The sequence below is a fragment of the Photobacterium ganghwense genome, assembly GCF_017329545.1.
Taxonomy (GTDB): domain Bacteria; phylum Pseudomonadota; class Gammaproteobacteria; order Enterobacterales; family Vibrionaceae; genus Photobacterium; species Photobacterium ganghwense.
The window spans coordinates 3,042,003-3,068,658 of record NZ_CP071325.1 but is presented as its reverse complement, the minus strand read 5'-3'; the positions used below and the strand labels follow the sequence as shown (position 1 = coordinate 3,068,658).

General features: G+C 48.2%; 24 protein-coding genes and 1 tRNA gene. 13 read left to right on the top strand and 12 right to left on the bottom strand.

Going from position 1 to position 26,656, the window contains the following annotated elements; all coding sequences use genetic code 11:
• Positions 1 to 33: 33 nt before the first annotated feature.
• From FH974_RS13825 to FH974_RS13795, 7 genes are all read left to right on the top strand, one after another.
• Positions 34 to 1,269: a site-specific integrase gene (locus FH974_RS13825; RefSeq protein ID WP_207103357.1), complete on the top strand. Its 1,236-nt coding sequence runs from the start codon at positions 34 to 36 to the stop codon at positions 1,267 to 1,269.
• Between the two features lie 526 nt (positions 1,270 to 1,795).
• Entirely contained in the window at positions 1,796 to 3,853 is a 2,058-nt protein-coding gene (locus FH974_RS13820) for an AAA family ATPase (protein ID WP_207103356.1), read from the top strand.
• On the top strand, positions 3,850 to 4,842 hold the full coding sequence (locus FH974_RS13815; RefSeq protein WP_207103355.1) for a hypothetical protein: 993 nt from the start codon (positions 3,850 to 3,852) through the stop codon (positions 4,840 to 4,842). The genes FH974_RS13820 and FH974_RS13815 overlap by 4 nt, the downstream gene beginning before the upstream one ends.
• 364 nt (positions 4,843 to 5,206) lie before the next feature.
• Positions 5,207 to 6,178: a hypothetical protein gene (locus tag FH974_RS13810; RefSeq protein ID WP_207103354.1), complete on the top strand. Its 972-nt coding sequence runs from the start codon at positions 5,207 to 5,209 to the stop codon at positions 6,176 to 6,178.
• 83 nt (positions 6,179 to 6,261) lie between these two features.
• Positions 6,262 to 6,504, top strand: coding sequence for a helix-turn-helix transcriptional regulator (locus FH974_RS13805; RefSeq protein WP_207103353.1), 243 nt, complete (start codon positions 6,262 to 6,264; stop codon positions 6,502 to 6,504).
• A 240-nt stretch (positions 6,505 to 6,744) separates the two neighbouring features.
• Positions 6,745 to 8,301 carry a replication endonuclease gene (locus FH974_RS13800; RefSeq protein ID WP_207103352.1) on the top strand — a complete coding sequence of 519 codons (1,557 nt, stop codon included), beginning with the start codon at positions 6,745 to 6,747 and terminating at the stop codon, positions 8,299 to 8,301.
• Positions 8,302 to 8,434: 133 nt separating this feature from the next.
• Positions 8,435 to 9,205, top strand: a complete 771-nt coding sequence (locus FH974_RS13795; RefSeq protein ID WP_207103351.1) for an 8-oxoguanine DNA glycosylase — start codon at positions 8,435 to 8,437, stop codon at positions 9,203 to 9,205.
• A gap of 32 nt (positions 9,206 to 9,237) precedes the next feature.
• Here FH974_RS13795 and FH974_RS13790 read toward each other — a convergent pair whose 3' ends face one another.
• The 8 genes from FH974_RS13790 to rpsU all read right to left on the bottom strand — a co-directional run bounded on the left by FH974_RS13790 (position 9,238) and on the right by rpsU (position 16,443).
• The gene (locus FH974_RS13790; protein ID WP_207103350.1) at positions 9,238 to 9,831 is read right to left on the bottom strand and encodes a 7-cyano-7-deazaguanine synthase; all 594 of its coding nucleotides are present in this window, start codon (positions 9,829 to 9,831) and stop codon (positions 9,238 to 9,240) included.
• A complete protein-coding gene (locus tag FH974_RS13785) occupies positions 9,824 to 11,068 on the bottom strand; it encodes a PfkB family carbohydrate kinase (RefSeq protein ID WP_207103349.1) in 1,245 nt (414 codons plus the stop codon). Before FH974_RS13785 ends, FH974_RS13790 begins: the two co-directional genes overlap by 8 nt.
• Complete coding sequence (locus tag FH974_RS13780; RefSeq protein ID WP_207103348.1) at positions 11,061 to 11,366, bottom strand: hypothetical protein; 306 nt, start codon at positions 11,364 to 11,366, stop codon at positions 11,061 to 11,063. Before FH974_RS13780 ends, FH974_RS13785 begins: the two co-directional genes overlap by 8 nt.
• Before the next feature lie 221 nt (positions 11,367 to 11,587).
• Positions 11,588 to 11,663, bottom strand: a tRNA-Ile gene (locus tag FH974_RS13775).
• Positions 11,664 to 11,869: 206 nt separating this feature from the next.
• On the bottom strand, positions 11,870 to 13,720 hold the full coding sequence (rpoD, locus tag FH974_RS13770; RefSeq protein ID WP_047883710.1) for an RNA polymerase sigma factor RpoD: 1,851 nt from the start codon (positions 13,718 to 13,720) through the stop codon (positions 11,870 to 11,872).
• Positions 13,721 to 13,812: 92 nt separating this feature from the next.
• Complete coding sequence (dnaG, locus tag FH974_RS13765; RefSeq protein WP_047883711.1) at positions 13,813 to 15,573, bottom strand: DNA primase; 1,761 nt, start codon at positions 15,571 to 15,573, stop codon at positions 13,813 to 13,815.
• 182 nt (positions 15,574 to 15,755) lie between these two features.
• A complete protein-coding gene (locus tag FH974_RS13760) occupies positions 15,756 to 16,199 on the bottom strand; it encodes a GatB/YqeY domain-containing protein (protein WP_047883712.1) in 444 nt (147 codons plus the stop codon).
• A 28-nt stretch (positions 16,200 to 16,227) separates the two neighbouring features.
• A complete protein-coding gene (rpsU, locus tag FH974_RS13755; RefSeq protein WP_005301411.1) occupies positions 16,228 to 16,443 on the bottom strand; it encodes a 30S ribosomal protein S21 in 216 nt (71 codons plus the stop codon).
• Positions 16,444 to 16,627: 184 nt separating this feature from the next.
• Here rpsU and tsaD point away from each other — a divergent pair, with 184 nt between their 5' ends.
• A complete protein-coding gene (gene tsaD / locus FH974_RS13750) occupies positions 16,628 to 17,647 on the top strand; it encodes a tRNA (adenosine(37)-N6)-threonylcarbamoyltransferase complex transferase subunit TsaD (protein ID WP_047883713.1) in 1,020 nt (339 codons plus the stop codon).
• A 76-nt stretch (positions 17,648 to 17,723) separates the two neighbouring features.
• On the opposite strand, the gene plsY is transcribed toward tsaD, so the two are convergent.
• A complete protein-coding gene (gene plsY / locus FH974_RS13745; protein WP_047883714.1) occupies positions 17,724 to 18,347 on the bottom strand; it encodes a glycerol-3-phosphate 1-O-acyltransferase PlsY in 624 nt (207 codons plus the stop codon).
• Between the two features lie 203 nt (positions 18,348 to 18,550).
• On the opposite strand from plsY, the gene folB reads away from it, so the two are divergent.
• From folB to FH974_RS13730, 3 genes are read left to right on the top strand one after another with little or no spacing between them, the layout of a single operon-like run.
• Positions 18,551 to 18,904: a dihydroneopterin aldolase gene (gene folB / locus FH974_RS13740; RefSeq protein WP_047883715.1), complete on the top strand. Its 354-nt coding sequence runs from the start codon at positions 18,551 to 18,553 to the stop codon at positions 18,902 to 18,904.
• Entirely contained in the window at positions 18,901 to 19,386 is a 486-nt protein-coding gene (gene folK, locus FH974_RS13735; protein ID WP_047883716.1) for a 2-amino-4-hydroxy-6-hydroxymethyldihydropteridine diphosphokinase, read from the top strand. Before folB ends, folK begins: the two co-directional genes overlap by 4 nt.
• A gap of 9 nt (positions 19,387 to 19,395) precedes the next feature.
• Positions 19,396 to 20,199, top strand: coding sequence for an undecaprenyl-diphosphate phosphatase (locus FH974_RS13730; protein ID WP_047883717.1), 804 nt, complete (start codon positions 19,396 to 19,398; stop codon positions 20,197 to 20,199).
• Positions 20,200 to 20,353: 154 nt separating this feature from the next.
• Here FH974_RS13730 and FH974_RS13725 read toward each other — a convergent pair whose 3' ends face one another.
• Positions 20,354 to 21,583 carry a multifunctional CCA addition/repair protein gene (locus tag FH974_RS13725; RefSeq protein WP_047883718.1) on the bottom strand — a complete coding sequence of 410 codons (1,230 nt, stop codon included), beginning with the start codon at positions 21,581 to 21,583 and terminating at the stop codon, positions 20,354 to 20,356.
• A 214-nt stretch (positions 21,584 to 21,797) separates the two neighbouring features.
• Here FH974_RS13725 and FH974_RS26335 point away from each other — a divergent pair, with 214 nt between their 5' ends.
• Together FH974_RS26335 and FH974_RS13715 are read left to right on the top strand one after the other, a co-directional pair.
• The gene (locus tag FH974_RS26335; RefSeq protein WP_207103347.1) at positions 21,798 to 23,510 is read left to right on the top strand and encodes an ExeA family protein; all 1,713 of its coding nucleotides are present in this window, start codon (positions 21,798 to 21,800) and stop codon (positions 23,508 to 23,510) included.
• Positions 23,510 to 24,439 carry a general secretion pathway protein GspB gene (locus FH974_RS13715; RefSeq protein ID WP_053061715.1) on the top strand — a complete coding sequence of 310 codons (930 nt, stop codon included), beginning with the start codon at positions 23,510 to 23,512 and terminating at the stop codon, positions 24,437 to 24,439. Before FH974_RS26335 ends, FH974_RS13715 begins: the two co-directional genes overlap by 1 nt.
• Before the next feature lie 196 nt (positions 24,440 to 24,635).
• Here the strand turns inward: FH974_RS13715 and FH974_RS13710 are convergent, their stop codons facing one another.
• Both FH974_RS13710 and FH974_RS13705 read right to left on the bottom strand, forming a co-directional pair.
• Entirely contained in the window at positions 24,636 to 25,253 is a 618-nt protein-coding gene (locus FH974_RS13710; protein ID WP_047883720.1) for a TIGR04211 family SH3 domain-containing protein, read from the bottom strand.
• Positions 25,254 to 25,380: 127 nt separating this feature from the next.
• Complete coding sequence (locus tag FH974_RS13705; RefSeq protein WP_047883721.1) at positions 25,381 to 26,649, bottom strand: inorganic phosphate transporter; 1,269 nt, start codon at positions 26,647 to 26,649, stop codon at positions 25,381 to 25,383.
• Positions 26,650 to 26,656 lie beyond the last annotated feature (7 nt).

Here is a 26,656-nt window from a genome sequence, read left to right as displayed (position 1 = left end):
ACAGCGTGGCCCTGCGGAGAGATACGCTCGACTATGGCCATCAAGAAGAAGATTTCAGCGTCAACCATCAAGCAACTGACTATCGAAGAGAAGCGGCTTAACGATACAGAAATCCCCGGCTTCCATGCCCGTATTTCCAGCTCGGGCCGGATCGTTTATTACCTCTATTACCGCTTGGATGGCAAGCAGGTCAATTTGAAGCTTGGCCCGGCCAGTGATCTGACCCCGGCGCAGGCCCGCGATTTGGCCCGGGAGAAAATGGGTGAGGTTGCCAAGGGTAATGATGTTCATGCAGTAAAGAAGCAAACGCGGGAAGAGACCCTGCGACGCAAACACCTCAAACTGTCTATCTTCCTTGAAGAGCGTTACCTGCCTTTCCTGAATACCCGCAACCCGAAAACCGCCAGCCGTACCGTTAACCATCTCCGCTCCCGGTTTGATTTCCTGCTCGACAAAGATCTGGACCAAATCACCGCATGGGAAATCGAGAAGTGGCGCAGCGAGCAGCGCAAACTCGGGAAAGCCCCTGCGACGATTAACTACACCGTTAACACCTTAAAAGGAGCATTGTCCCGGGCTGTCGAGTGGGGGCTGATTGAGCGGCATGATTTGACCAAGGTAAAGGCCATCAAAAGTGACAATACCCGGGTGCGATACCTGACTGAGATGGAAGAGAAAAGACTGCGCCATGCACTTAAAGAGCGGGATCGTAAAATCCGTCTCGCTCGTCAGTCGGCTAACGAGCATCGCCTAAAGCGGAACCAAGAGCTATACCCCAGTTTGGATGAGGTCGCGTTTGTCGATTATCTTGAGCCCTTGGTGTTGGTTGCGATGAATACCGGATTGCGTCGAGGGGAGCTTCTGAACTTGGCTTGGGCTGATATTTCTCTGACAGGCAAATATCTGACGGTTCGCGCCAGCAATGCCAAATCGAAAGAAGGGCGAACAGTGCCCCTTAATAAAGAGGCGTTTTCCGCCCTGTCGAGCTGGCGGCAGCAAAATCCCGATTCCCTCTATATATATGAGGGAAAATCGGGACAGCCGCTGACAGATGTGAAAAAGCCATGGGCCTTAGTGCTAGATGACGCCTTTATCAGTGACTTCAAGTTTCATGACTTGCGCCACCACTTCGCCAGCAAGCTGGTGATGGCTGGTGTCGATCTCAACACGGTGCGCGAGTTGCTTGGGCATGCCGATTTGAACATGACTTTGCGCTATGCGCACTTGGCACCAGAGCACAAGGCGGCTGCGGTGGGGTTGATTGGGTGAGTCTCTAGTTTCTTTGATATGTATAAAATGACCTCATAATGGGCGCATAATCATTTAACAATGAAAAACAGTACGGATTAATTATTGATCTAAAGTGAGATAGAGTTGCTGTCCACTCTTATCAAGATAATTGATATTTTCATATGTCTCATTTTTAATTTTATAATTGTTATTTTTATTGTGATCGCTAATTATTGTGTGCTGATAAAATGACTGTGGGTTATGTTACTATAGTGTTATATAAAAAGTTGAAGCGAAAAAGAGAGGTATGGAATAGATTTAATCTATTAAAATTCAGGTTTGGTAAATTAACACATCATAAATATCAATCAATTTTTCATGTCATAACAGAATGGAATAATATGAATGATAGTATTAAAAAACATATGAATAATTTTATAGTGGTTAATTGTATATGCTTTTCAGTATTGGTTTGTTATCAAGTTTGGCTGATAAAAGTTGGTGTTATTATAAAGTGTGATATGATTTCCAAGTTGTCATTTGATTTTCAAGGAAGTAGATGTAAATGAAAGTTCTTTATGTTTGGGTTAATCAGTATAAGCAACTTAATAATGGTTATCATCTAACAAGAAAGTATAATGTTAATTTAAATCATAAGCATGTCGAGATATTGAAGAACCCAGGTTATTTTGAAAGCTTATACAGTAAAGAAAATAGTATTGAAATTTCATCTATTGTAGGTTCCAATGGAAGTGGAAAAACCAACTTATTTAAATTGATTATTGAGTCAATTTATTCAGATGTAGATATAGATTACAACTTTTTCATCTTATTTGAAATTGAAAATGAAATATTCGTTAGGCATAACACTGATTTCATTTTTCCAGAATCAGTTAAAGATATCAATAGAATAGAATTGCTTAGTAGTTCATACACAATATACATGAATTATTTTATTGATGTTTTAAATGAGAAATGGAGTGAAAGGCTATATCATCGCAATGATAACTATAAGACTTCTATCATTTTAGAACCTAATAAGAAAAATGGTGAGTTAAGTGTTAAATCAATAACTAATCTAAATAGACTTAGGTTTTTGAAGTATAAGGACAAGTACGATTTCTTAAAAAATATATTTGAACCGGATTCTATTTCTGTGAGTTTGGATTATGATAAAATAGCTGGTGTAATTACTAGTGAAACTTTATCAGATTATGTCGACAAAAATGAAAATTTAACTAGACTAAAAAATTTCATTCAAGTTAGCATGAAGTCTGCAAACATAGATGATGTAGGAGGTTATTTTAATAAAAAAATAAAATCAAGGATTGAATCATTAGGCTTGAATGAAATTAATGAACTGTATTTGCGCTATAAAGCAACTAAAATAGCCAATAAGAAATATAAAAAGGCGAATCAATTAGATAAGATAATAAAAAGGGAATTATCGAGTTTTATAGATAAATCATCAACAAGACATGAAAATCACAAGTATACTTTTCCAGATGGAAAAGTGTTATCGTCAAATGATAATGTAAAAAAAAGAAAAAACTATGGGTTTTTTAATAAGTCTGTAGAAATACAATCCGACTACCCATCTAAAGTTACTTTTCATAATACTGAAAAGAGAAAGAATATATCTATAATTCCTAGGACGCCCAGAAGGAAAGATACAGTACATCAAATTGATCCTCGAGCTAAAAGAGAGCAATTGATTATTGATATTATTTCGGGTGAAAAGTTTTCTCATAATGAAAATAAATATTTAGACATTGTTCCAAAGTCATCATTAGAAAAGGTTACTAGCTGCTTAAGGTTTAAAAAGGTTGATCATCGAAACGTACAGAAATTGTTAGATAAACGCATAGCTCTAGATGATTTAAAATTTGAGATAACACCATGGTTGAAAATTAGATTGTTTAGTGAATCTAATAAAGAGTATGAAGGGTTGAGCTCTGGTCAAAAGCATATATTAAATATATTTTTGACGTTGTCATTTCATTTTGAAAATCTAAATTTCAGATATAAGAATGTTATTCTATTGCTTGATGAGGTTGATTTGGGGTTGCACCCTGAATATCAACGTGAGTTTATATATAAATTGGTTGATTTTCTTAATGTTAACAAGGAGCTTAACTTTCAGGTGATCATTTCGTCACACTCTCCATTTATTCTTTCTGATATTGATGCTGATAGGTCACTGTTATTAGATAGTGGGGGTGAATCTCATTTATCAAGTGGTAGGAAGACATTTGGAAACAATATTCACTCCCTGCTATCAGATTCATTTTTTCTTCACAAGAACATATTTACAGGAGAGTTTTCTTCAAGAGTTATAAATGATTGCTTTGATGATTTTAAAAATCTAAAGAAAGAATACGATTTAAGTTCGCCTGAAGTTTGGAAGAAAACTGTTAAAAAAATGCTCGATAAAATTGATTATTATGAAAGGGTAGCTGACCTTTGTGGCGAAAAGTTTATCTCTAATTCTTTGAAAAGTAATATAGAGTTTTTGAAAAACCTAGACTCTAGAGCACGTAAGAAAAGAACTGTTGAAATTAATGAGGATGACATGGAAAGTATTTTCAGGAAATACCCTGAGCTTAGAGGTATATTAAAGTGATCAAAATTAATATTGAAAGTAAACTACAGAGAACAAAAATTAATCTAGAAGACTTCCAAGAAAACTTTTGGAACTCCATCAAGTCGATAAAGTTCAATGGAAAGAAAGTTGAAGGCGGGGACAGGGTGTATGAATGGAATGATTTTAGAATTGATACATATTCAATTACTATTTCAGAGGCTCTTAGGTTAATTTGTACAAACATAAATATTCGAAACTATATTGAGAGGGTTTTACCTAATAAAGTTCCTAACAACGACATAATAGATAATTGGGAACAATTGCTTAAATATATAGTGTTGTTATCTCCAGAAAAGCTCGAGAAGGCTTCTCTTATTAGAGCTAACTTGTCTGTAGAAGAGATTAAAACAATTAAAAAAGTTTTTGCTTACGATGATAAGAGGGATGGGCATATTATACCCTTGTTTATAAATCTGAATTTTAGAACGTGTTTTTATTGCAATCGAAATTATATTGGTAAATTTAAAAACATGGATAGTATAACAAGAACGACAATGTCTCTTGACCATTTTCATCAAAAAGGGGACTTTCCTTTATTGGCACTATCACTATATAATTTAATTCCATCATGTGATGTTTGTAATTCTAGAATTAAAGGTAGTCGTGATAATATTGAACAATATATGAATCCATATAGCGACTCATACGATTTTCATGAAAAGTCTAAGTTTACTTTTGTCAATCAAAATTCAATAAAACTTGAAAGTAGTGATTTAAAATGCCGGGGGTATATTAGAGATTTCTACATTAATGAGATATATCAACTTCATAATCAAGAGGTGATGGAAATTATTGAAAAGTCGAGGATATTCAATGGTAAATACTTGGAGTATATTTCAAGTACTACTGGAGAAAGCTTGGAAAATATACAGAAGTATATATTTGATGTTGATAAAAATGAAGAGGAGCTGGATTTATTGCCTTTGGCTAAATTAAAAGTTGATTTGTTAAATCTAAATGAAGGATAAGTCTGAGATATGATTTATAATTTGTTTATATGATATTTAAATTATACTGTATTTGAGTATGGGATTGTTTTATATATTTTTTAATTTAAAAACTACGATTTAGGAGGTTGGTATTAATGCTTTTCTATCCTAAATCGCTATAAGTTAGCTTTTTGCGAATAGTAACTTGAAACCTTTAGTTATGTTTCTGATAGAATAGTTGTTTCCACACATGCACATTACTTCGCGGGCGTTATTCAGTAATCTTCTGATACATAATGTTTAATTTGAAAAATTCGAGTCACTTAACGACTTTCTGCCTAGCATTTTGAGTTATTCTACCGGTTCGATATGGTATATGCACTTTAGTTGGTCCTGATTGCTTATGCTCATTCGAAACTACTACCGAATAGTGGAATTACAGACTGTGTGTTATTTGTCAGAAGGTGACTTACTCAATGCTATTGAACGTCAAGAGTTCGCTTTATGTGCGTGGATTGAAGACAAAAACTTTGGCTTCATCAGCAAAACTAACGCATTACTCGGTCTGTTTGATTATCAAGGTACGGTTAGCTTAACTGAAGAGCAAACCAAATCGTTATTATGCCAAGGCAAAAACATCGCATTATCTCGCTTTCTTATCCAAGAACCTGAGCGAATCAAGGTAATCATTGATTGCCGTGAGCAGTTCGCAGGTTTACCTAATTCTACATTCTCTAAACTGTTATACCAAAGTGCAGTGCCCTCTAAGCCGTTTGTGGCCTGTGGATCTGTTGGTGCGGTTGCTGATCAGCTTGCTTCTGCAAAGCTAATTAAACAAAAGCAAGAGCAAGCGCTTGCCAGCGGTGAGAAGATTCCCCTTTTTGATGACTTGATGTTGCTCTTTGTTGATGCGCCAGTCAAACAGCTTGGTATTCAGCCTATAGAAATCAAACCAGAGCAGTTACGGTTTGATATCCGTAAACTAGCCGAACACTTTGGCTATGAATGCCTAAAGCAACCCGAAAGATTTGGTTATCCAAACCAAATCGTTAGCCCGGAGCCTTTGCCTTTTAACCGCTCAGTAAACCAAACCTCTAACCCAATTGAACCGAATGTAGAGACTAATCCCATTAAGGTGATTATCGGGGCTCTCCTTGATGATTACCCCATAGCCCGATCAGATAAGCTTTGGAATGTACTGCGCCAAGACGTTAAACAAACAGCGCGGCGCTATGATACCGAGCAGGTTATTGATGAGATGAGCCAAGACCAAATCATTTGGTTTGGTCGTGGTAGAGATGCCGAATTTGTCATGGCTTACAAGACTTTCCAAAATCAACTCTCAGCAGTACGCAAACAGCGGTTAATAACTTAACTTCCCGGCTAGCTTCCTTGTTAGCTTCCCGGGAAGTTAAGGAACGCTACGGTGTCTCTCAGTACACAATGGGAGACACAAACATGCAGTCAGCAACACAAGATAAACGCGTATTCACCGAGCAAGAAACCTCACACTACATTGGCATGAGCCGTTCTTTTCTGCGCCAGTCCCGTATGGAAGGCTTACGGAAGAACCGGACCCAAGCGCCGCCTTTCATCAAAATTGGCCGCGCGGTTCGCTACCTCAAAGAAGATCTCGACCAATGGCTGGATAGCCACCGGAAAATGCATCAGCTACCTCATGAAGGAGGTGCGCTTGTATAACCTTACCCAAGAGCAGGTGAACGTTCTGCTGTGGCTGAAAGAGGGCAATACCTTTGATGTTTGTTCCGAGTATTGCCCGGACCAGGGCAAGATCATCCCGACATGCCCGATAGCCCCAAAGATTATCAATCGTACCGTCTATAAGTTGTGTCGCGAGGGGCTGATTAAGTATCAAGCCGTGCAACGCTATGGTATCCGCTGGGATCGATTCAGCCTTACGTTGAAGGGGAGGGAAGCGATATGCTCAAAGCGTTAGATCTATCCTTGGTAGATTGGGATGACAAAATATTTGTGAAGGGCCGCTTGCGGCCTTTTCCTGATCAGGTGCAGCGCCAGCTGTTTAATCGTTATTTGTCGATTGCCTCTAAGCGTGAACGCAATACCTTTCTCCGCGAAACAACAGACGCATTGGCCGAAAAGATCTCGATTCCCCTTCATAAGCTTAATCTGAATGTGTCTGAGGATGGGTTGCGCGCCGATGCCAAGCGCAATGCAAAAGCCTGCTTGGCGCTACGTCGCTTTCATCTTCTTCACTCGCTGGATGAGACACTAACCCAGCTTGAGCAGTTCACTACCTTGCAGGGAGTAAAACCACCAAGCCGGGAGAGTTATTCTGTAGTGGGGATAACAGGCCGCCTTTGTGACGATAAATGGTGGTTACGTAAGCTTCGTAAGGCGCACATCCGAAATGTTGAGGTGGTTTACCACCATCTCAATCAGGTAAACCGAATCAAGGGAATTTACTGCTCGAATCCCACTTTAAAGGCCAGGCTTAATCAGAAGCATTTCCAGCAAGAGTATTTGGCGAACACCATTGCGACCAATCAAGCCGGGGAGAGTTTTTCCTTGTTGGAGTTGTCCCAGAAAGGCGTGGCTGATCCTAAAATCCGCAAGGCGGAGCTGATGGTAAGGGCGCGGGGCTTTGAGGAAATGGCGAAAGAGCTAGGCCATGAAGCAACCTTTATCACCATTACTTGCCCGTCCAAGTATCATCGCAGTTATTCAAAATCTGGTATGGAAAACCCGAACTGGGAAGGTTACACCCCGTGGGATGGGCAACAGTACCTGACGCAATTGTGGACCTTGATACGTTCCAAGCTGCATCGCGAAGGTGTGCGTTTTTATGGTTTCCGGGTGGCAGAGCCTCAGCATGACGGAACACCTCACTGGCACATGTTGTTTTTCGTCGAGCCAGAGCATTACCCGCGTATGATAGAGGTGATGCGTAATTACGCCATGCGGGAAGATAGCCAGGAGAAGGGGGCCGAGCAGCACCGCTTTACCGAAGTGAAGATTGATGAGAGCAAAGGTTCAGCCACAGGTTATATCGCCAAGTACATAGCCAAGAATATCGACGGTGAGGATTTGGAATCCGGCGTTTATGGAGAAGACCCTAAAAGTGCCGTAGCCCGTGTTGATGCGTGGGCCGCGTGCTGGGGTATCCGTCAGTTCCAGCAACTCGGCGGTTGTTCGGTCACGGTATGGCGTGAATTGCGGCGCTTGAAGTCACTGCTCGGTGAGGGTGAGTTGGCTGAGAAGATCACCAATGCAGCCGATAACAGTGATTGGAAGACATTTACCCAGTTGATGGGCGGAGTATTCTGCAAGCGCAAGGAACAGGCATTCCAGCCCCACTATGAGCTGTCATTTGATACTGATACTGGCGTGGTGAAAACCAGCCAGTATTGTGAGAGCGAGCTTGTCAGGGCGCTTAAAGGCGTAGCAATAGCAGGCAGGGCTATCATTACCCGCCTGCATGAGTGGCGCATAGCGTTTCAGGTGCCATGCGCGCCTTAACTTGGAGTTCTGTGAATAAGTGTATGAATCACAAATTTATGATTGGCTCTCAAATTTGATATAGCTACTTTTTTGAACGTACTAATATGAATTAGAATCTACAGCCGATTATTACTTAAGCTTTTAGCTGCCTATGAACCAGATTCTAACCTATTGGGTCGATGACCAAGAGTTTTCAGTTGAGATTCCTAATGCCTCAAAAGAAGTGGTTAAGGGAGTCCATTGGGGAGATCACTGTAAGTTGTTTACTCCAGCTTTTTGGTTCTCTCAATTCATTATGAATAGTCATTTTGAGGAAAATACAAAACCATACTCTTCGAAGGGGAACCTGAATGAAGAAATTGTGTTCTGTATGCTTGGTGGGTTTGGGGTTACAGTCGAACTAGCTACATCAGCATTTAATGCGTGCAAAAGTTCAGGGTTGATTGAGATGCTTGAAACAGATGAAGAGACTTGGTTAAGGGTTTTGTCTGAGCCATTAATGGTCAACAAGCGTCAGCAAAGATATAGGTATCCAGTTCAAAAAGCACGATATTTAGCTAATGCAATGTCATATATTCGAAGTAATGACCTTAGTAATGCTTCAGGCCGACAGCTTAGAGATAAATTACTAAACATTAAGGGCATCGGTGCAAAAACTGCTGGTTGGATTGCTCGAAATCATACGGACACTGATGAAGTAGCAATCCTAGATATTCATATTCTTCGTGCTGGAGTCATTTGTGGACTTTTCAACGATTCTCAAAAAGTAGAAAAAGATTACTTTGAAATGGAAAGCTCATTCATTGAGTTCTGCCAAAAATTGGGAGTCAGTCCAGCCAGTTTTGATTGCTTTTTATGGGACCAAATGAGGCTATTCGGAAAAGTAGCATTAGATACTTATAAAGAAATAAGTGCTAGTTGAGCATTGAGTGAAGCGCAACTAGCATAAGAGCTTCAACGGACTACCCCCATTTGGGACATTACCTCTGAATGCTTTATACAGCCTGGGCACCTTCCACAAGCAAGGTTGCCTCTATGGCATGAATGCGCCCAATGCAATATATCCTCGCTGATTTTAGACTTTTCAATTAACTGGTTTGTTGTTAGCTCTATGGCTGGCGCTTGGATTCTTATGCCTCCTTCTTGTAAGGCAACCAAAGAGTCTATGGTGTCAACGAACTCAGTTGAGCCATCCCTATGCCTACAGTCACTCGAGACAGAACCAATGAGGATGTTTTTACAATTATTATTAATTGCGATCATTGCACCAATAGTAATTAAAAATTGATTACGATAGGGCCAAAACTCTGAGTTAGCTGAATGTGACACCGCATTCGTTTTAGCTAAATCACCGGATCCTAGCGAACCAATATTAATATCCATAACTATGTGTTTAATGCTAAGAGCTTTAGCTACTTGAGTTGCGGAGTGAATTTCAGCTTCAGCGCAACGTTGACCATAATTAATTGTTAGCCCTATAGATGGTTTTAACCATGCAGCGAGAGCAACTGAATCTATACCGCCAGAAAGAAGTAGTAAGCTACTCACTTATATCTCCCATTAGCATCCAACATGTTTTGTATATTCCCGCTGAAAAATCCCTAGTCAGGATGCAACCAGAGCCAATAATCATGGTTAAGTCTTTATTATCAATAGACTCAGCAACAACGATAACAGGTTTTTGTTGAGCTCTTGCATAACCAACTTCAAATATTGTTCCACAATCGAGTCCATCTAACATAGCTAGAACAATATCTGAGTTGTCTAAAGCGACTAAATCAGACGTTGCAACATAGTTGATATCACCTTCACCTACATCGTGAATTGGTGAAAAAACATTGAAACCCATATCGAGAAGTGCTTCGCGGGCTTCATCAATACGCCACTGTTCTGCAGTATTAAAAAATGGGCCTGCTAGATAGATTTGTGATTCAGGAATAGCTCTTTTCGGTGAGTCGCTATGTTGTTTATGAGCTGAAGCCGCTTCTTCTCGTAGTTTATCGATAGTAGAAATATCTATACGGTCTGATGCATTATCAACATACTCAGCCGTTACTCGAGATGCAAACCATGCAGCTGTGAATGGATCTCGATCGTTGATAAGCCACTCAAAGGAAAACGCACTTGAAAATACATCACCAGAGCCAATTTTAAAGACAGAATCGGTTGGAAATGCTCTTACCCATTCTTTTTTCTCTGACGTGGCAACTAAAGCGCCTATTGGTCCACATTTGATGATCGCTACCTTAGCGTTATCTTCTTTTAGTAGATATTCGGCAATCACTTCAGGGGTATCGTGACCTGTCAGCTTTTTCCCCTCAGAGTGAGAGACAACTATTGCCAGTTCATCAGCTCTAGACCCATTAGAAGAAAAACGCTCTGCATTGCATCCGTCTTGTGGGTCATAAACCGCTTTTTGGGCGTTTACAAGTGGCCGTTCTTCAAGCATTCCAAAGATAAGTGCTTTGTTGGTAGTTATTGCGGAGGGATACTTTACCTTGTTACTTAAGTCACCATATATCTGTGGGGAGCTCAGCGGGTGTCTATATCTGAAGCTAATGTCAGATGTTTTTCGCACGGCACAAAGTTTAAACCTAAAGTGCAACGCTAGATCATCAAAGCTTGAAGCTAGTTCCGGTCCATTGGCTGTATGTAATTCAACGTCAAGATTCCAGTTACTTAATAGGCATGCAGCTCTGCCACCACTACCTCTATGAAGCCTCTTTCGAGGATAGGAACAATCCTCAAAGTAGGTGCCGCCAATAATAGTTATTTTGTTAGTCATCGCAAGACACCTTTACAGTGCACTTGCCTCCAGCAACATAAATTACTTCGGCGATGTACTTATACCCGTTGTTGATGCAGTTAATAATTCGTTGAATTTGAGGTCCCGTTAGAGAGCCAACTGGTTGGCCATTATATAAAGCCGTAACCGTTCCATGTAAGAGAACGACATCAAGAATCTCTCCTACTTGTAGAGAGGATACAACAGCTTGAGGTGAATTGAGCGTTGCTTGAAAGTTAATGTTGCGGCATTTGTTATCAGTGCCTGAAGGAGTGTAACCTCCGCCTGAACCACCCATAAAGAACTCCTAATTTAAGTCAGAAGTTAATATTACACATGTTGCTATTAGCTTTGTTTGCTATGATTCTCAAAATCAAATAGTTATCGAACAACGATGATATTTAGATTTAGAGGGAGGGCAGCTAAGGAGGAATGAAAAATTTGCTACATATATGCTACACAGCGTTCAGATATGCAAAAGGCCTGAGTGGTTACTAACCGCTCAGGCCTTTCTGTATTTGGTGGCCCCTGACAGACTTGAACTGTCGACCAAGCGATTATGAGTCGCCTGCTCTAACCACTGAGCTAAGGGGCCAAGTGCGGGAAATTATATGGGAAGGGGGGGATCTTGTCTAGCGATTAAAGTGGTGGTTTTGTTTGCTTTTTAGACAGTTAAGGCGGGTTTTTGGCTGGCGTTGCAAAATACGCAATTGGTTGAAAGGCTGGTAGGGTGTAGCAGAAAAAAGTGAATAAAAAACGGGCCATAGGCCCGTTTTCATATATCACATCTGTACCTGACGATTACTCGTCCAGGAAGCTGCGCAGCACGTCTGAACGGCTTGGGTGGCGCAGCTTACGCAGAGCTTTGGCTTCAATCTGACGGATACGCTCACGGGTAACGTCAAACTGCTTACCGACCTCTTCCAGGGTGTGATCGGTGTTCATGTCGATACCAAAACGCATACGCAGCACTTTCGCTTCACGCGGCGTCAGACCAGCCAGCACTTCGTTAGTTGCAGCGCGCAGGTTGGTCGCGGTTGCTGCATCCATTGGTAGCTGCAGCGTGGTATCTTCAATGAAATCACCCAGATGTGAATCTTCATCATCACCGATTGGGGTTTCCATCGAGATCGGCTCTTTCGCGATCTTCAGCACTTTACGGATCTTGTCTTCCGGCATCTGCATGCGCTCTGCCAGCTCTTCCGGCAGTGGCTCACGACCCATCTCCTGAAGCATCTGACGTGAGATACGGTTCAGTTTGTTGATGGTTTCAATCATGTGAACCGGAATACGGATCGTACGTGCCTGGTCGGCGATAGAGCGGGTGATTGCCTGACGGATCCACCATGTTGCGTAAGTCGAGAACTTGTAACCACGACGGTATTCGAACTTATCAACCGCTTTCATCAGACCGATGTTACCTTCCTGAATCAGATCCAGGAATTGCAGACCACGGTTGGTGTACTTTTTCGCGATCGAGATAACCAGACGCAGGTTGGCTTCAACCATTTCTTTCTTCGCACGGCGCGCTTTCGCTTCACCGATGGACATACGACGGCTGATGTCTTTGATACGCTCAACGCTCAGGCCGGTTTCTTCTTCCAGCATGCGCAGTTTGGTCGCACAACGACGCAGTTCTTCTTCGTAGTTCTTCAGACGCTCAGCGTAAGGCTTGCCTGAATTCAGCGCTTCATCGATCCACGCGGTTGATGCTTCGTTGCCGGCAAACAGGTTTACGAAAGTTTTCTTCGGCATTTTACTGTTGTCGACACACATACGCATGATCAGGCGCTCGTTAGTGCGCACTCGATCCATGGCATCACGCAGCGAGCTGACCAGCTTGTCGAACTGTTTCGGGATCAGACGGAACTGCTTGAAGATTTCAGACAGTTCATCGATAGCCTGAATAGTTTCCGCGTCGTTACGGCCTTTAGAATCAATGGCAACGGCCATTTTTTCATAAGCAAGACGCAGCTCATTAAACTTCTCACGCGCTACTTCAGGGTCGATACCTGAGTCTTCCTCAGTATCAGAGCTGTCATCGTCGTCGTCATCGTCTTCAAGATCTTTGTCTTCGTCTTCAAGATCTGCTTCACTCAGTTCAGAACCGATGTGCGTTGCTGTTGGAGCGGTTGTTTCTTCTTCGTTAGGATCAACGAAGCCTGAGATAATATCAGTCAGGCGTAGTTCGTCGGCTTCGACTTTATCAAACTGCTCAAGCAGGTGAGCAATTGCGGTCGGGTATTCGGCTACGGAGCACTGTACCTGGTTGATACCCTCTTCAATACGTTTTGCGATGTCGATTTCGCCTTCGCGCGTCAGCAGCTCAACAGTACCCATTTCGCGCATGTACATACGCACAGGGTCGGTTGTACGGCCAATTTCGCTTTCCACGCTGGAAAGGGCCTGAGCCGCGGCTTCAATCGCATCTTCGTCCGCATTGTCTTCTGTCATCATCAGATCATCGGCATCAGGGGCAGTTTCAACTACCTTAATACCCATGTCATTAATCATCTGAATGATGTCTTCCACCTGATCAGAATCGACAATGTCTTCCGGAAGGTGGTCATTTACTTCGGCGTAGGTCAGATAGCCTTGTTCCTTGCCCTTAGCAACAAGTAACTTCAGCTGTGACTGCGGATTTTGCTCCATAGACGATATCCAACTTAGGGTCTGATTGAGAATATAGTATGCAGAGATGCAAACCAGCGATTATAACAAATTTCTTAATTGATGACTACTTATTAGCCGGGACGGTTGAGCAACAACAACTGCAAATCCCGCTTCTCTTCGACTGATAAGCCGACGCTTCTTGACTTAGCCTGCAACTTTTCGATTTGTTGTTTGACGCACTGGTCAATCACTTTGTCCATTGCGTCGAGAAATACGTCCAGGGTGTTGTCCTCATCTGGAGTGAGGGGAAGCTCCCAGGCGGCCAGACGGGCCAGCATGGCTTCGCTCTTGCTTCCACGCCAGCTTTCGAGGAGCTGGCCTGTTCTGATATTGGGATTAGTTCGACATTTTTCAACTATGGCCAATAATAAATTTAGCCCAGGGATGTCAATCCCTTCAAATGCAGCAGCATCAAATTCCAGGCTGTCCACAAAGTTTGGATTCTGGATCAGCAGGGCGATCACTTCCCGCATCGGGGTTCGCTTAATCTCCGGCTGGCCGAGCTTCTTCTGAGACTCATTTCCCTGACGGGAGATGAGCTGTTGCAGCTGCGCCTCATCCGGCAGACCCAGCTTCTGTCCCAGGACTTCACGCAGGTACAGCCGCAGGGTACCGCCCGGCACTTTGTCGATCAGCGGCACGGCCAACGTACTGAGTTTAGCCTGTCCTTCCCGGCTGCTGGTATCAACTTGCAGCAGTAGGGTACTGAACATGAACTCGGACAGGGTCATGGCTTGCTGAATCTGCTGCTCAAACCCGTCTTTGCCGTACTGGCGGATATAGGTATCTGGGTCCTCGCCATCCGGCAGGAACATAAATTTCAGCTGACGGCCATCGTTGAGGTACGGCAGCGCCTGCTCCATTGCCCGCCAAGCGGCCTCGCGGCCGGCCCGGTCACCGTCATAACAGCACACCACGGTGCCGGTCTGGCGGAACAGGGTCTGGATATGGTCACCCGTGGTAGAAGTACCCAGTGAAGCCACAGCGTAGTCGACGCCGAACTGTGCCAGCGCCACCACATCCATATAACCTTCTACGACCAGCAGTTTTTCCGGCTCGCGATGTGCTTGAAGCACTTCGTAAAGGCCGTACAGCTCGCGCCCTTTATGGAAAATCGGGGTTTCCGGTGAGTTCAGGTATTTCGGGGTGCCATCACCCAGTACCCGACCACCAAAGCCGATCACCCGGCCACGGCGGTCGCGGATTGGGAACATAACCCGGCCGCGGAAGCGGTCGTAGCGGCGTCCGTTGTCGTTCTCAATGAGCATTCCGGCTGTGACCAGCGCCTGCTGGCTTTCCATGTCACGGCCAAAACGGTTACGAACCTGGTCCCACTGATCCGGTACAAAACCAATCCCGTACTTCTGCACGATATCGCCGGACAGCCCGCGGTTTTTCAGGTAGTCGATGGCAACTTTGCCTTCGCTGCCGCGCAGTTGGGTTTGATAAAACTGGCTGATTTGCCCCATCATCTCGTACAGGCTGAGCTTTTCTTGGCTGCGTGCACCGGGACGGCCACCGCCGCTGCCCTGTTCGCGAGGTACTTCTAGCCCGACCTGGGACGCGAGTTCTTCAATGGCCTCGACAAACTCCAGGCGGTCAAACGCCATAACGAAATCAAGGACATTACCGTGCGCGCCACAGCCGAAACAGTGATAAAACTGCTTTTCCTGGCTGACTGAAAATGAAGGGGTTTTCTCGTTGTGGAAAGGGCAACAGGCACCGAAGTTTTTGCCTTGTTTCTTCAGCTTCACCCTGGCATCCACAATATCTACGATGTCATGTCTGGCGATGAGATCATCGATAAATGTACGTGGGATTTTTCCTGCCATAGAGTGCGTGTTACCTGAGATTCAATGGAACAGAATCAAGTCAAAACGTTCGCACCAGCGTGGAGAGGGGGCAACAGCGCTTTGAATTGATGTCAGGGAAAAGCCTGACTGAAATATACAAACAAGCCGCGCATTCCGAAAAACCGGATAGCACGGCTTGCTGCAGAAACTGGGTAGAGGGATTAACCGAGCTTGGCTTTCACCAGTTGGCTAACTTTACCCATATCGGCACGACCCTGAATCTGAGGCTTCAGCACAGCCATCAGTTTGCCCATGTCCTGCATGCTGGCAGCACCGGTTTCAGCAATTGCCGCATCCAACAGAGCAACGACTTCGTCTTCGCTCAGTGGTTGAGGCATGAATTCTTCCAGTACTTTAATTTCAGCAAGCTCGGCATCAGCAAGATCTTGGCGCTCGGCAGCTTCGTATTGAGCTGCAGAGTCACGGCGTTGCTTGACCATCTTAGTCAGCACTGCCAGCACGTCGTCATCGGAAAGAGTGATCTTCTCGTCAACTTCACGCTGCTTAATGGCAGCCATAGCAAGACGGATGGCACCAAGGCGAGGTTTGTCTTTCGCCTTCATTGCCGCCTTTTGTTCGTCTTTAAGACGCTCAATCAGGGTCATAACACGTTCCTTCTGTTAATCTCAGAGATTAGTACAGACGAACGCGACGCGCGTTTTCGCGAGCCAATTTCTTCAGGTGACGCTTAACAGCCGCTGCTTTAGCGCGCTTACGTACTGTAGTAGGCTTTTCGAAGTGCTCACGACGACGAACTTCAGAAAGGATACCTGCTTTTTCGCAAGAGCGCTTGAAACGACGTAGTGCTACGTCAAACGGTTCGTTTTCACGTACTTTGATTACTGGCATGTAATACTCACCTCAGAGTGATTCGGTTAACGCTGACGTTCAATAAAGTGTCAGCTGATTAAAAATGGTGCGAAATTCTAATCTGATCTGGGGGCGTTTGTAAAGCATTCTACAACCCTGAACTGGTTAATTTCTGTCAACAGCGGTAGTATGGCCTCCAATTACCATAAGTATAGAGGTTGTTATGCGTATACTGGGCATCGAAACCTCCTGTGACGAAACAGGTGTAGCGATTTTCGATGATGAAAAAGGCCTGTTGGCCCACGAGCTGTACAGCCAGGTAAAACTGCATGCTGACTACGGTGGTGTGGTGCCTGAGCTGGCTTCGCGTGACCATGTCAAAAAGACCATTCCGCTGATCAAAGAAGCGCTGAAAAACGCTGGCCTGACACCGGCTGATCTGGATGGTGTGGCGTACACCGCGGGGCCGGGCCTGGTCGGTGCACTGCTGGTTGGCGCAACCATCGGGCGCAGCCTGGCGTATGCGTGGAACCTGCCTGCGGTTGCGGTTCACCATATGGAAGGCCACCTGTTGGCCCCGATGCTGGAAGACAATCCGCCAGCCTTTCCGTTTGTGGCACTGCTGGTTTCCGGCGGACACACCATGATGGTGGAAGTACGTGCTATCGGTGAGTATCAGATTCTGGGTGAATCAATTGATGATGCGGCCGGTGAAGCGTTCGATAAGACGGCGAAGCTGATGGGACTGGATTATCCGGGGGGCCCGCTGCTGTCTCGTCTGGCAGAGAAAGGCATGCCGGGGCGTTTCACCTTCCCGCGTCCTATGACCGACCGTCCGGGGCTGGACTTTAGCTTTTCTGGCCTGAAAACATTTGCTGCCAACACCATCCGTGCCAACGGTGACGATGAGCAGACACGTGCTGACATCGCTTACGCGTTCCAGGAGGCCGTGGTGGATACTCTGGCAATCAAATGCAAGCGTGCTCTGAAGCAGACAGGCTTTAAGCGTCTGGTGATTGCCGGTGGGGTCAGTGCGAATAAGCACCTGCGTGAGCAGCTGGAAGCCATGATGACCAAAATGAACGGGGAAGTGTTCTACCCGCGGACTGAGTTTTGTACCGACAACGGTGCGATGATTGCGTATGCGGGGATGCAGCGTCTGAAAAATCAGGAAAGCTCTGATCTGAGCGTGAAAGCTCATCCGCGTTGGCCGATTGATCAGCTAAAGCCCATCGACAACTGAGTTGCGCTGTCGCGTGTACCTGCCACGGCAGTGACCAAACGGCCGTACTGAGTAAGCGGCGCTATCCGGGAAGCGGTTATTCCTGAGGGGGCGTGGTTTTACCGGTGCGGCTGAATTTTTTCCAGATCTTCGATTCTTTGCCATCTAGCAAGCGCCGGACATTGTCGTGATGACGAAATACAATCAGGCACGACAGCATTGCTACCGGCATGGTGTACTCCGGTTTGACCCACCAGGTAAACAGCGGCGCTGCCAGTGCCGTGACCATTGACCCCATGGATGAATAACCGGTGACCAGTACCGTCAGCAGCCAGGTGCCAGCCAGCATCCCGCTCAGATCCCAGCCGATTGGCGCGAGGGCACCAAACGCCGTCGCCACCCCTTTCCCGCCGCGAAAATGAAAAAAGATAGGGTAGATGTGGCCCAGACAGGCCGCGATGCCGATGAAACCCAGCAGAAACGGATTCACCCCGATGAGGTAACTCAGCCAGACCGGAAGCATACCTTTGAGGATATCGCACAGCAGCACCATTGCCGCCGCACCGCGACCGCCCAGCCGTAACACATTGGTTGCACCGGGGTTGCCGGAGCCTGATTCTCGCGGATCGGGCAGGCCGTACAGTCGGCAGATCAATACCGCACTGGATATTGAGCCAAGCAGATAGGCGCCGATAATGATCAAGAGAACAAGTGGGGTCATGCAGGGCTCCGTTTGCCAGCGCGCCGCGCTGATTAAATCCTTACTCACTCATTGGCCGGCCTATGGTATAGTGCTAGCCCGCCTCACATAGGCAACTGGGTGAGCTTGAAATCAACAACGTATTATATCGACGATTTCGACCCGATAATACGCGTTTTAGCTCAAATTAGGTATCCGACCTCTAACAAAATTAGCGATTGAACATGGATTCAGTATTTATCGAACATCTTGAAGTCATTGCCACTATTGGAGTGTATGACTGGGAGCAGGAAATCAAACAGAAGCTGGTGCTAGATCTGGAGATGGCTCACGATAACCGTCCGGCAGCAGACAGTGACGATGTGGCCTATGCCCTGGATTATGCGGCGGTTAGCCAGGCGGTTACCGACCATATTCAGAATGGCCGTTTCTTGCTGGTGGAGCGAGTGGCAGAGGAAATTGCCGGCTTGATCATGACCCAATTTTCCGTGCCCTGGCTTCGGGTACGAGTGACCAAACCTGGCGCGGTTGCTAATGCCCGTGGTGTCGGTGTGGTGATTGAACGAGGCACTAAGTGACCACTGTGTATATCAGCCTGGGCTCGAATATCGAGCGGGAATACCATATTCAGGCTGCGATCGCGGAATTGCAAAAACTCGGTGCGGATTTTCAGGTTTCGACCGTGTTCGAGGCTGAGCCGGTCGGTTTCTCCGGACCGAACTTTTACAATTGTGTGGTTGCCATGAAAACGTCGTTATCGTTGGATAAGCTGCACCAGACGCTCAAGCAACTGGAAATTAAGTATGGCCGCTCACCGGAGGCGGCCAAATACCAGAGCCGGACGCTGGATTTGGATCTGCTGATGTACGGCGACACCATTCAACAAAGCCAACCAATTTTACCGCGTACGGATATTTTTCGGTTTGCGTTTGTCTTACAGCCGCTGGCAGAGCTGAGCCCTGAGCTGACAATCCCCGGTGACGGTCGGACCATTGCTCAGCTGTGGCAGGTAAGCACGTTTGAGCAGGCGTTGTGGCCTGTGGAAGATTTTGTATTTTAAGGACAGTTAATGAGTCATTTTGAAGCCTTTGTGTTGGCCCTGATCCAGGGGTTGACGGAATTTTTGCCGATCTCAAGTTCTGCTCACCTGATTTTGCCGTCGGCCGTACTGGGCTGGGAAGATCAGGGACTGGCTTTTGATGTGGCTGTGCATGTCGGGACGCTGGCGGCGGTGATCGGTTATTTCCGTAAGGAAGTGGTGACCCTGCTCAGTGCCTGGGTGGGTTCGATCTTCCGCCGCAAGCATACGGCGGAATCTCAGCTGGCATGGATGATTGTGCTGGCGACGATTCCGGCCTGTATTTTCGGCCTGATGATGAAAGACTTTATTGAACTCTACCTGCGCTCGGCCTGGGTGATTGCGATCACCACCATCGTATTTGGCCTGCTGTTGTGGTGGGTGGATAAGCGTGCCAGCCAGCAGGTTGACGAGTACGCGGCTGACTGGAAACGTTCACTGTTTATTGGCCTAGCACAGGCCGCAGCGATGATCCCGGGCACTTCGCGTTCTGGGGCGACCATGACTGCGGCGCTGTACCTGGGCTTTACCCGTGAAGCGGCAGCGCGCTTTTCGTTCCTGATGTCGATTCCGATCATTCTGCTGGCGGGCAGCTACCTGGGTACCAAACTGGTGACCAGCGGTGCGCCTATTCAGGTCGGCGCGCTGGGGATTGGCTTCGCTGTGTCGTTTGTCAGTGCTTACGCGTGTATTCACGTGTTCTTGAAGCTGGTGACGCGTTTAGGGATGTTCCCGTTTGTGATTTACCGCCTGCTGCTGGGTGTGGGTCTGCTGGCCTTCTTGATGAGTAACTGAGGCTTGTTTGATTAGGCACGCTATCGCGTCGTCACAACGTACCAAGACAAGTTACAAACGACAGATCACAACATTGCAAAAGCTCGGCATCTTGCCGGGCTTTTTGTTTATGCGGGTGCGGCGGACAGTTTGGCGATGAACTGCCTGTCTGGAGTTATCCCCGGAGCGGGGCCAGAACGGCTTTTATCGCTTCGGCCCGGCGCAGTGCCAGTTGCTCTTTGATCGCCTTACCCTGAAAACCTGCTTCTACAATCGGTTTGACCTCGACCGCCTGTGCCGCCGAAAAAGCGGCCAGCAGCCAGTCAGCCTGCGGGTACGGATCCTGCTCGAACCCGGTGCGGCCGCGGATATCTGCGCGGCAGCATTGCGCCAGTTGCTCGACCCGCTCCGGTTTGCGCCAGGCATCGATCTGATCAAACAAAGTGACGAAGGTGGCCGGACGCAGTTCGTTGGCGTGGTGCACTTTCGTGTGTTGGGCACAGACAAACAGGGCGGTGTCCCGATATTCGTTCGGAACCCGGAGGCGCTGGCACAGTTGCTTGATTGCGCCCAGTCCTGTCTGGCAGTGCATCTTATGGCTTGGCCACTCCGCCGGCGGAGTCAGTGCCTTACCCAGATCGTGTACCTGAGCGGCAAAACGCACCTGCAGCGACTCGCTGAGGAGCGCGGCCTGCTTGGCCACCATTATGGTATGGATCCCACAGTCAATTTCCGGGTGCCATTTTTCCGGCTGCGGAACGCCAAACAGGTTGTGAATCTCCGGCATGATCACCGCCAGAGCCCCGCACTGGCGCAGGACTTTGAGGAAAACTTCCGGGTTCGGAGTCTGTAGTGACTTTTCCCATTCCATCCAGACCCGCTCAGGGGTCAGCGCTTCCAGCTCGCCGGCCACCACCATTTCTTGCATCAGTGCCATGGTATCCGGGGCAACGCTGAAGCCCAGATGCGCAAACCGGGCAGCAAAGCGGGCCACCCGCAGCACGCGCAGCGGGTCTTCAACAAAGGCCGGAGAAACATGGCGCAGAAGCCGTTGCGCCAGATCCTGCTGGCCGTGGTAAGGGTCAATCAGGCTGCCGTCCTGGGCCTGCGCAATGGCATTGATGGTCAGATCGCGCCGCATCAGATCCTGTTCAAGGGTCACATCGGGGGAGGAGTAGCAGACAAAACCGGTATAGCCTTTGCCGGATTTCCGCTCGGTGCGGGCCAGGGCGTGCTCCTCTTTGGTTTTCGGGTGCAGGAAGACCGGAAAGTCGCTGCCGACCTGGGTATAGCCCCGCTCCAGCATTTGTGCCGGAGTGGCACCGACCACCACCCAGTCTTTGTCTTTCACTGCCAATCCGAGTAAGGCATCTCGAACGGCCCCGCCAACCAAATATGTCTGCAATGTCTTTTCCTCTTGTTTCGCGGACTGAAACGCGAATTGCGCTGAACTTTTTATTTTCAAGTATATCAAACCGGGCACTGAACACGAATGGCTTAACTGATTGTGATCCGTTATGAAATGACGGCGATCACAGGGGGTCGGGGCTATACATTCAGGCAGGGTACAGGTAACGTAACCCTATTTCCCCTTACGCCCATTGATGAGAGCTGATGGCATGTACCAGGAATTCTACGGCATATCGGAATCGCCGTTTTCAATTGTGCCGAGCGCACGCTTTTTGTATCTGAGCGAGCGCCACCGTGAAGCACTGACGCATATGCTGGCCAGCCTGAACGGAGGCGGCGGTTTTGGCCTGCTAACCGGTGAGGTCGGTACCGGCAAAACCACGGTGCTGCGTTCCCTGGTGGCTCGGTTGCCGCAGGAAACTCAGGTGGCCGTCGTACTGAACCCTTCGCTGTCGACCCGTGATCTGCTGGCCAGCCTGTGCGATGAGCTGGCTATCAGCTATCCGGCTGATGCCAATCTCAAGCAGCTGACTGACGCTATTTATCAGCATCTGTTGGAAAACCACCGCAACGGTCGGCAGACCCTGCTGTTGATTGATGAAGCGCAGCATCTGATGCCAGATGTGCTGGAACAACTGCGGTTGCTTACTAACCTGGAAACGGACAGTACCAAATTGCTTAAGGTGGTGCTGGTCGGCCAGCCGGAGCTGCAACAGTTGCTCCAACAGGAAAGATTGCGTCAGCTGGCACAACGGATCACCACCCGTTACCACCTGTTGCCGCTGACCGGTGAGGAAGTGTGCGAATACATTAATTACCGCCTGCGGGCGGTGGATTGTTTACATCAGGTGTTTGCGCCAGCGCAGGCCCAGCAAATTGTCAAGGCGACCGGTGGCATCCCGCGCTTGATTAACCTGGTGTGTGACAAAGCGATGCAGCTGGGACACCAGCACAGTATGCACCAGCTCAGCCGTGATGTGGTTGCGAAAGCGTGCGATGAGGTTTTGAGCTGGCAATTGCCCTCACAACCGGCAGAAGCGATGTCAGGCGCGGCCAAACCCACAGGTCGTCCGGCCAGCTTGGCGTTGGCCGCTGGCTTGGCTGTGGCGCTGGGCGGCGCGTATCTGCTCGGCGCTATTCCGGGCGTCAGTGCGCCGTTTCCGAAGCTGCTATCCGCATCCATGGCCAAACCGGCAACGTCTGTGTCTGCCGGGCAGCCAGTGATATCGACAGGAGCCGTGACAGAAACGGCAATACCGGTGACCGCACAGCAGACGTCGTCAACGTCGCTTGCGATGCAGACAGCCACCGCTGACGCCCGCTGGCAGCACCTGATCCGCCTGGCTGATTCAGAGCGTCAGGCGATGCAGGAGCTGTTTCGCCTGTGGGGCTATGAGACCAACCTGAATCAGGCGAACTGTGAATCCGGCAGCCTGATTGCCATGAGCTGTTTCCGCGGCAAAGGTGATTTGGAGCAGTTGGGGATTACCAATCGCCCGGCCATTTTGTCGCTCAGCGATCCAGCTGGCCCCGCGTATTACGCCACCTTATACGCTATCGGGCGTGATCAGGTTGAGTTGTTGCTGGCGGGGGAGCGCATTGCGGTCAGCCCGAACTGGCTGAATGCTCGTTGGAACGGGGAGTACACCCTGTTATGGCGGCCGCCGCTGGGGGATAAGAGTGCGATCCGCTATGGCCAACAGGGGCCGAGAGTCCGCTGGCTGGATCGTCAGCTGAGCAGTATTCTGGGTGAGGCGCAGAGCGGGCAGGATACCTTCGAGCAGAGGTTGCTGGATAAACTGCGCCGGTTCCAGCGCGCACAGGATTTGTCTGCCGACGGCATCGCCGGTCCCCGGACTCTGATGGTGATTGATGCCGCTCTGAATTTACCGGGCCCGACGCTGCAACCGGAGAGAAGTTAATGTCCAAGTTATTATCTGCCATTGCCCAGTCCGAAGCCCAGCGCCAGCCGCGTTCACCGTCACTCAGCCGGGCCCGCACGAGCGGTTCGGTCGTCACTGAACCGCCGGTACGACGCTGGGGTCTGCCGCTGCTGAGCTTTCTGCTCCCGGTAGCGGGGATGCTGGTTTATACCGGGTATACGCAGGGCTGGCTGGCTGGCGGTGTGCCTCAGCTTGCCGCTGATGTGTCTTCGCCAATGACGCAAGCAACGGAGCCAGCACCAGCATTGTCTGCCCCGGATGACACCGTCGCCGGGGCAATGTTGGAAGGGGCAGGGAGCCGAACGTATCCCGCAGGCATTGAACGCTTACCTTACCCGGAGTTTTATACGGAGCCGCTGCCTCGCCTGAGCCTGGCTGCTGACGAATCGTATCGGTACGCGCCAAGCGCCTCGTCCCAGGCTGATGCTGACAACCCGTATGTTGATCCGTATGCGGAAGCGCTGCCTGCCGATGACACCCTGTCCCAGGCGGAGCCAGCCGCGGACAGCTGGGATCTGGATGGCCTGGATTATTCCGATGTCTCTCCTGAGCTGGCTGCCCATCTGCGATCGGCGATTGCTGCGACCCGTGGCGATGAAACATCCGCTGGGTATGCACAGAAAATGGTGGTTGATGAGGTGGCACCGGCCCCGGTAAAAACTGAGCCTGAGCCGATCGCAATTGGCGATTTACCGGCTTCGGTACAAAAACGGATCCCGACGTTGAATTTCCAGACCCATATCTACGCCTCCACGGCGAACAGCCGTTGGGTCAAAGTGAATGGTCGTGAAGCCTATGAAGGGGATGAGATTGCGCCGGGAGTGGTACTGCGCCGGATCGAACCGCGTCAGGTGGTGTTCGATTTTGACGCCTACCTGGTGGCTATGCCAGCGCTGTCGGAATGGTAGTTGGTTTGCTGGTTTGCTGGTTTGCAAATTTGTTTTGTCGAGCACGACGTCACGCCAGTAAACGATAATCGAGCCGACTGGTAAGTCGGCCCAGCGCCCAAATAAAAAAGCAGCCAACAGGCTGCTTTTTTATCGTGTTGTTCTGACGGGGGACAATGCTTTAGTACTCCGCCAGCGCTGATGGCTCGCGCGACAATTAAGCCCAGCCGTTGTTACGCTTACGACGACGTGGGATCAGGTGCGGCAGGATCAGACCAAACAGCAGACCACCGCCGGCCACCATGCCGCCGTATGTGAACCACTTCATCAGCAGGTCATCTTTCTGAGTATCCAGCTTGGCACGCAGTTCGCGGATTTCCGTTTGCGACGCCATCAGTTGCTCATTGAGCTGACTGTTCTGGGTTTCCAGATCGGTTACCTGCTTGGCGCGCAGTTGCAGAGTTTTCTGCATGCCTGCGGTTTTCTCATCCGTTGACTGCAATGCATCTGCTAGTGAGGCTTTCACTTGAGTCAGCTCTTTTTCCAGCGCAGGAACACGCTCTTTCAGACCCACCTGCTTGGAAATGAAGTCGTTGCTCACCCAGCCGGTGCGGCCTCGGTCATCGCGGACTTTACTGTAGCCGGTTTCGCGGTTTACTTCTAGCAGGTCCACTTTCGTGCCTGCGTTCACACTGCCCATAATACGGTATTGGGTACTAGGGCCCGTGTGCATGTATGTGAACAGATCATCCGAGATATAGCGAGTCTGTTCGGCTTTGGCTGGCAGCGTAATTACCGCAAAAGCCAGTACAAGTAAGCTGATTAGTTGCTTCACAATTTGATTCCTTGCGGGAGCCTGTTTTCTTGGGAGCACAAATACTAAAAACTTTGGCTTCCCGGTGCAAGAAAAGAGGGAGGCATAGCCTCCCTCTTTTGTGAACCAGACTCCGGTTTGACAGGTTTTAACTGAACAGGGCTTGCATCACATAGAAGAATATGACGGATAGCAGAGCACCAGCTGGCAGGGTAACGACCCAAGAAGCCACGATGTTACGTACTACACCCAAGTTCAGGGCGGCAATACCGCGGGCAAAGCCCACCCCCAATACTGCACCGACCAGAGTTTGCGTGGTAGAAATCGGCAGACCCGTACCTGAAGCCAGTACTACGGTAGACGCAGTAGCCAGCTGAGCAGCAAAGCCGCGGCTTGGGGTCAGTTCAGTGATACCGGTACCGACAGTTGCCATTACTTTGTGGCCCATGGTGGCCAGACCGACAACGATACCAATGCCACCCAGTGGCAGGATCCACCAAGCAATTTCACTTTTCTCTGCAATTTGGCCCAGGTGATCAACTGTTGACACAACGGCAGACAGAGGACCAATGGCGTTAGCTACGTCATTCGAACCGTGTGCAAAAGCCATCGCACAGGCTGTCACAACCATCAGCAGGCTGAATACTCGCTCAACACCCGCGTAACCGTTACTGTCGATAGAAGAACCATCGTCAGTGTACTTACGGCTGATGTAGATGTAGCCGAAGATCATGACGACAGCTGAAACCGCTATTGCTGCCAGCCAGGCTTCGCCGTTAGACAGGTGAAGACCAACGTGCTTCAGACCTTTCTTAATGGTTACCAGTGCAATCACCATTGAGGTGATGAACATGTAAACCGGGACGAAACGCTTGGCGTTGATCAGCGGGTTATCAGTATCGAAGATCAGGCGCTGGGCACTGATGAAAATGGCGTAGGCAAAGAAGCCGGAGATCAGCGGAGTAATGATCCAGCTGCCGACGATGCCTTGTACCGAACTCCAGTCAACGGCTTCAGTACCCACTGACACACAGGCAAAACCAATGATGGCACCAATGATTGAGTGAGTGGTTGAAACCGGCCAGCCCATGTAAGAAGCAACCAGCAGCCAAGTACCAGCCGCCAGCAGAGCTGACATCATACCGTACACCAGGATTTCCGGATTGGCGGCATAATGGGAAGTTTCGATGACCCCTTTACGGATAGTGTCTGTTACCTCACCACCCGCCAGGTAAGCACCGGCAAATTCGAAAATCATCGCAATGATGATTGCTTGCTTAACGGTCAGCGCTTTCGAACCTACAGAGGTACCCATGGCGTTGGCAACGTCGTTCGCACCAATACCGATAGCCATTAAAAAACCAAAGAAAGCCGCCACCAAGATGATCATGGTGCCGTAGTTAGCCAGGATTTCCATTGTAAAA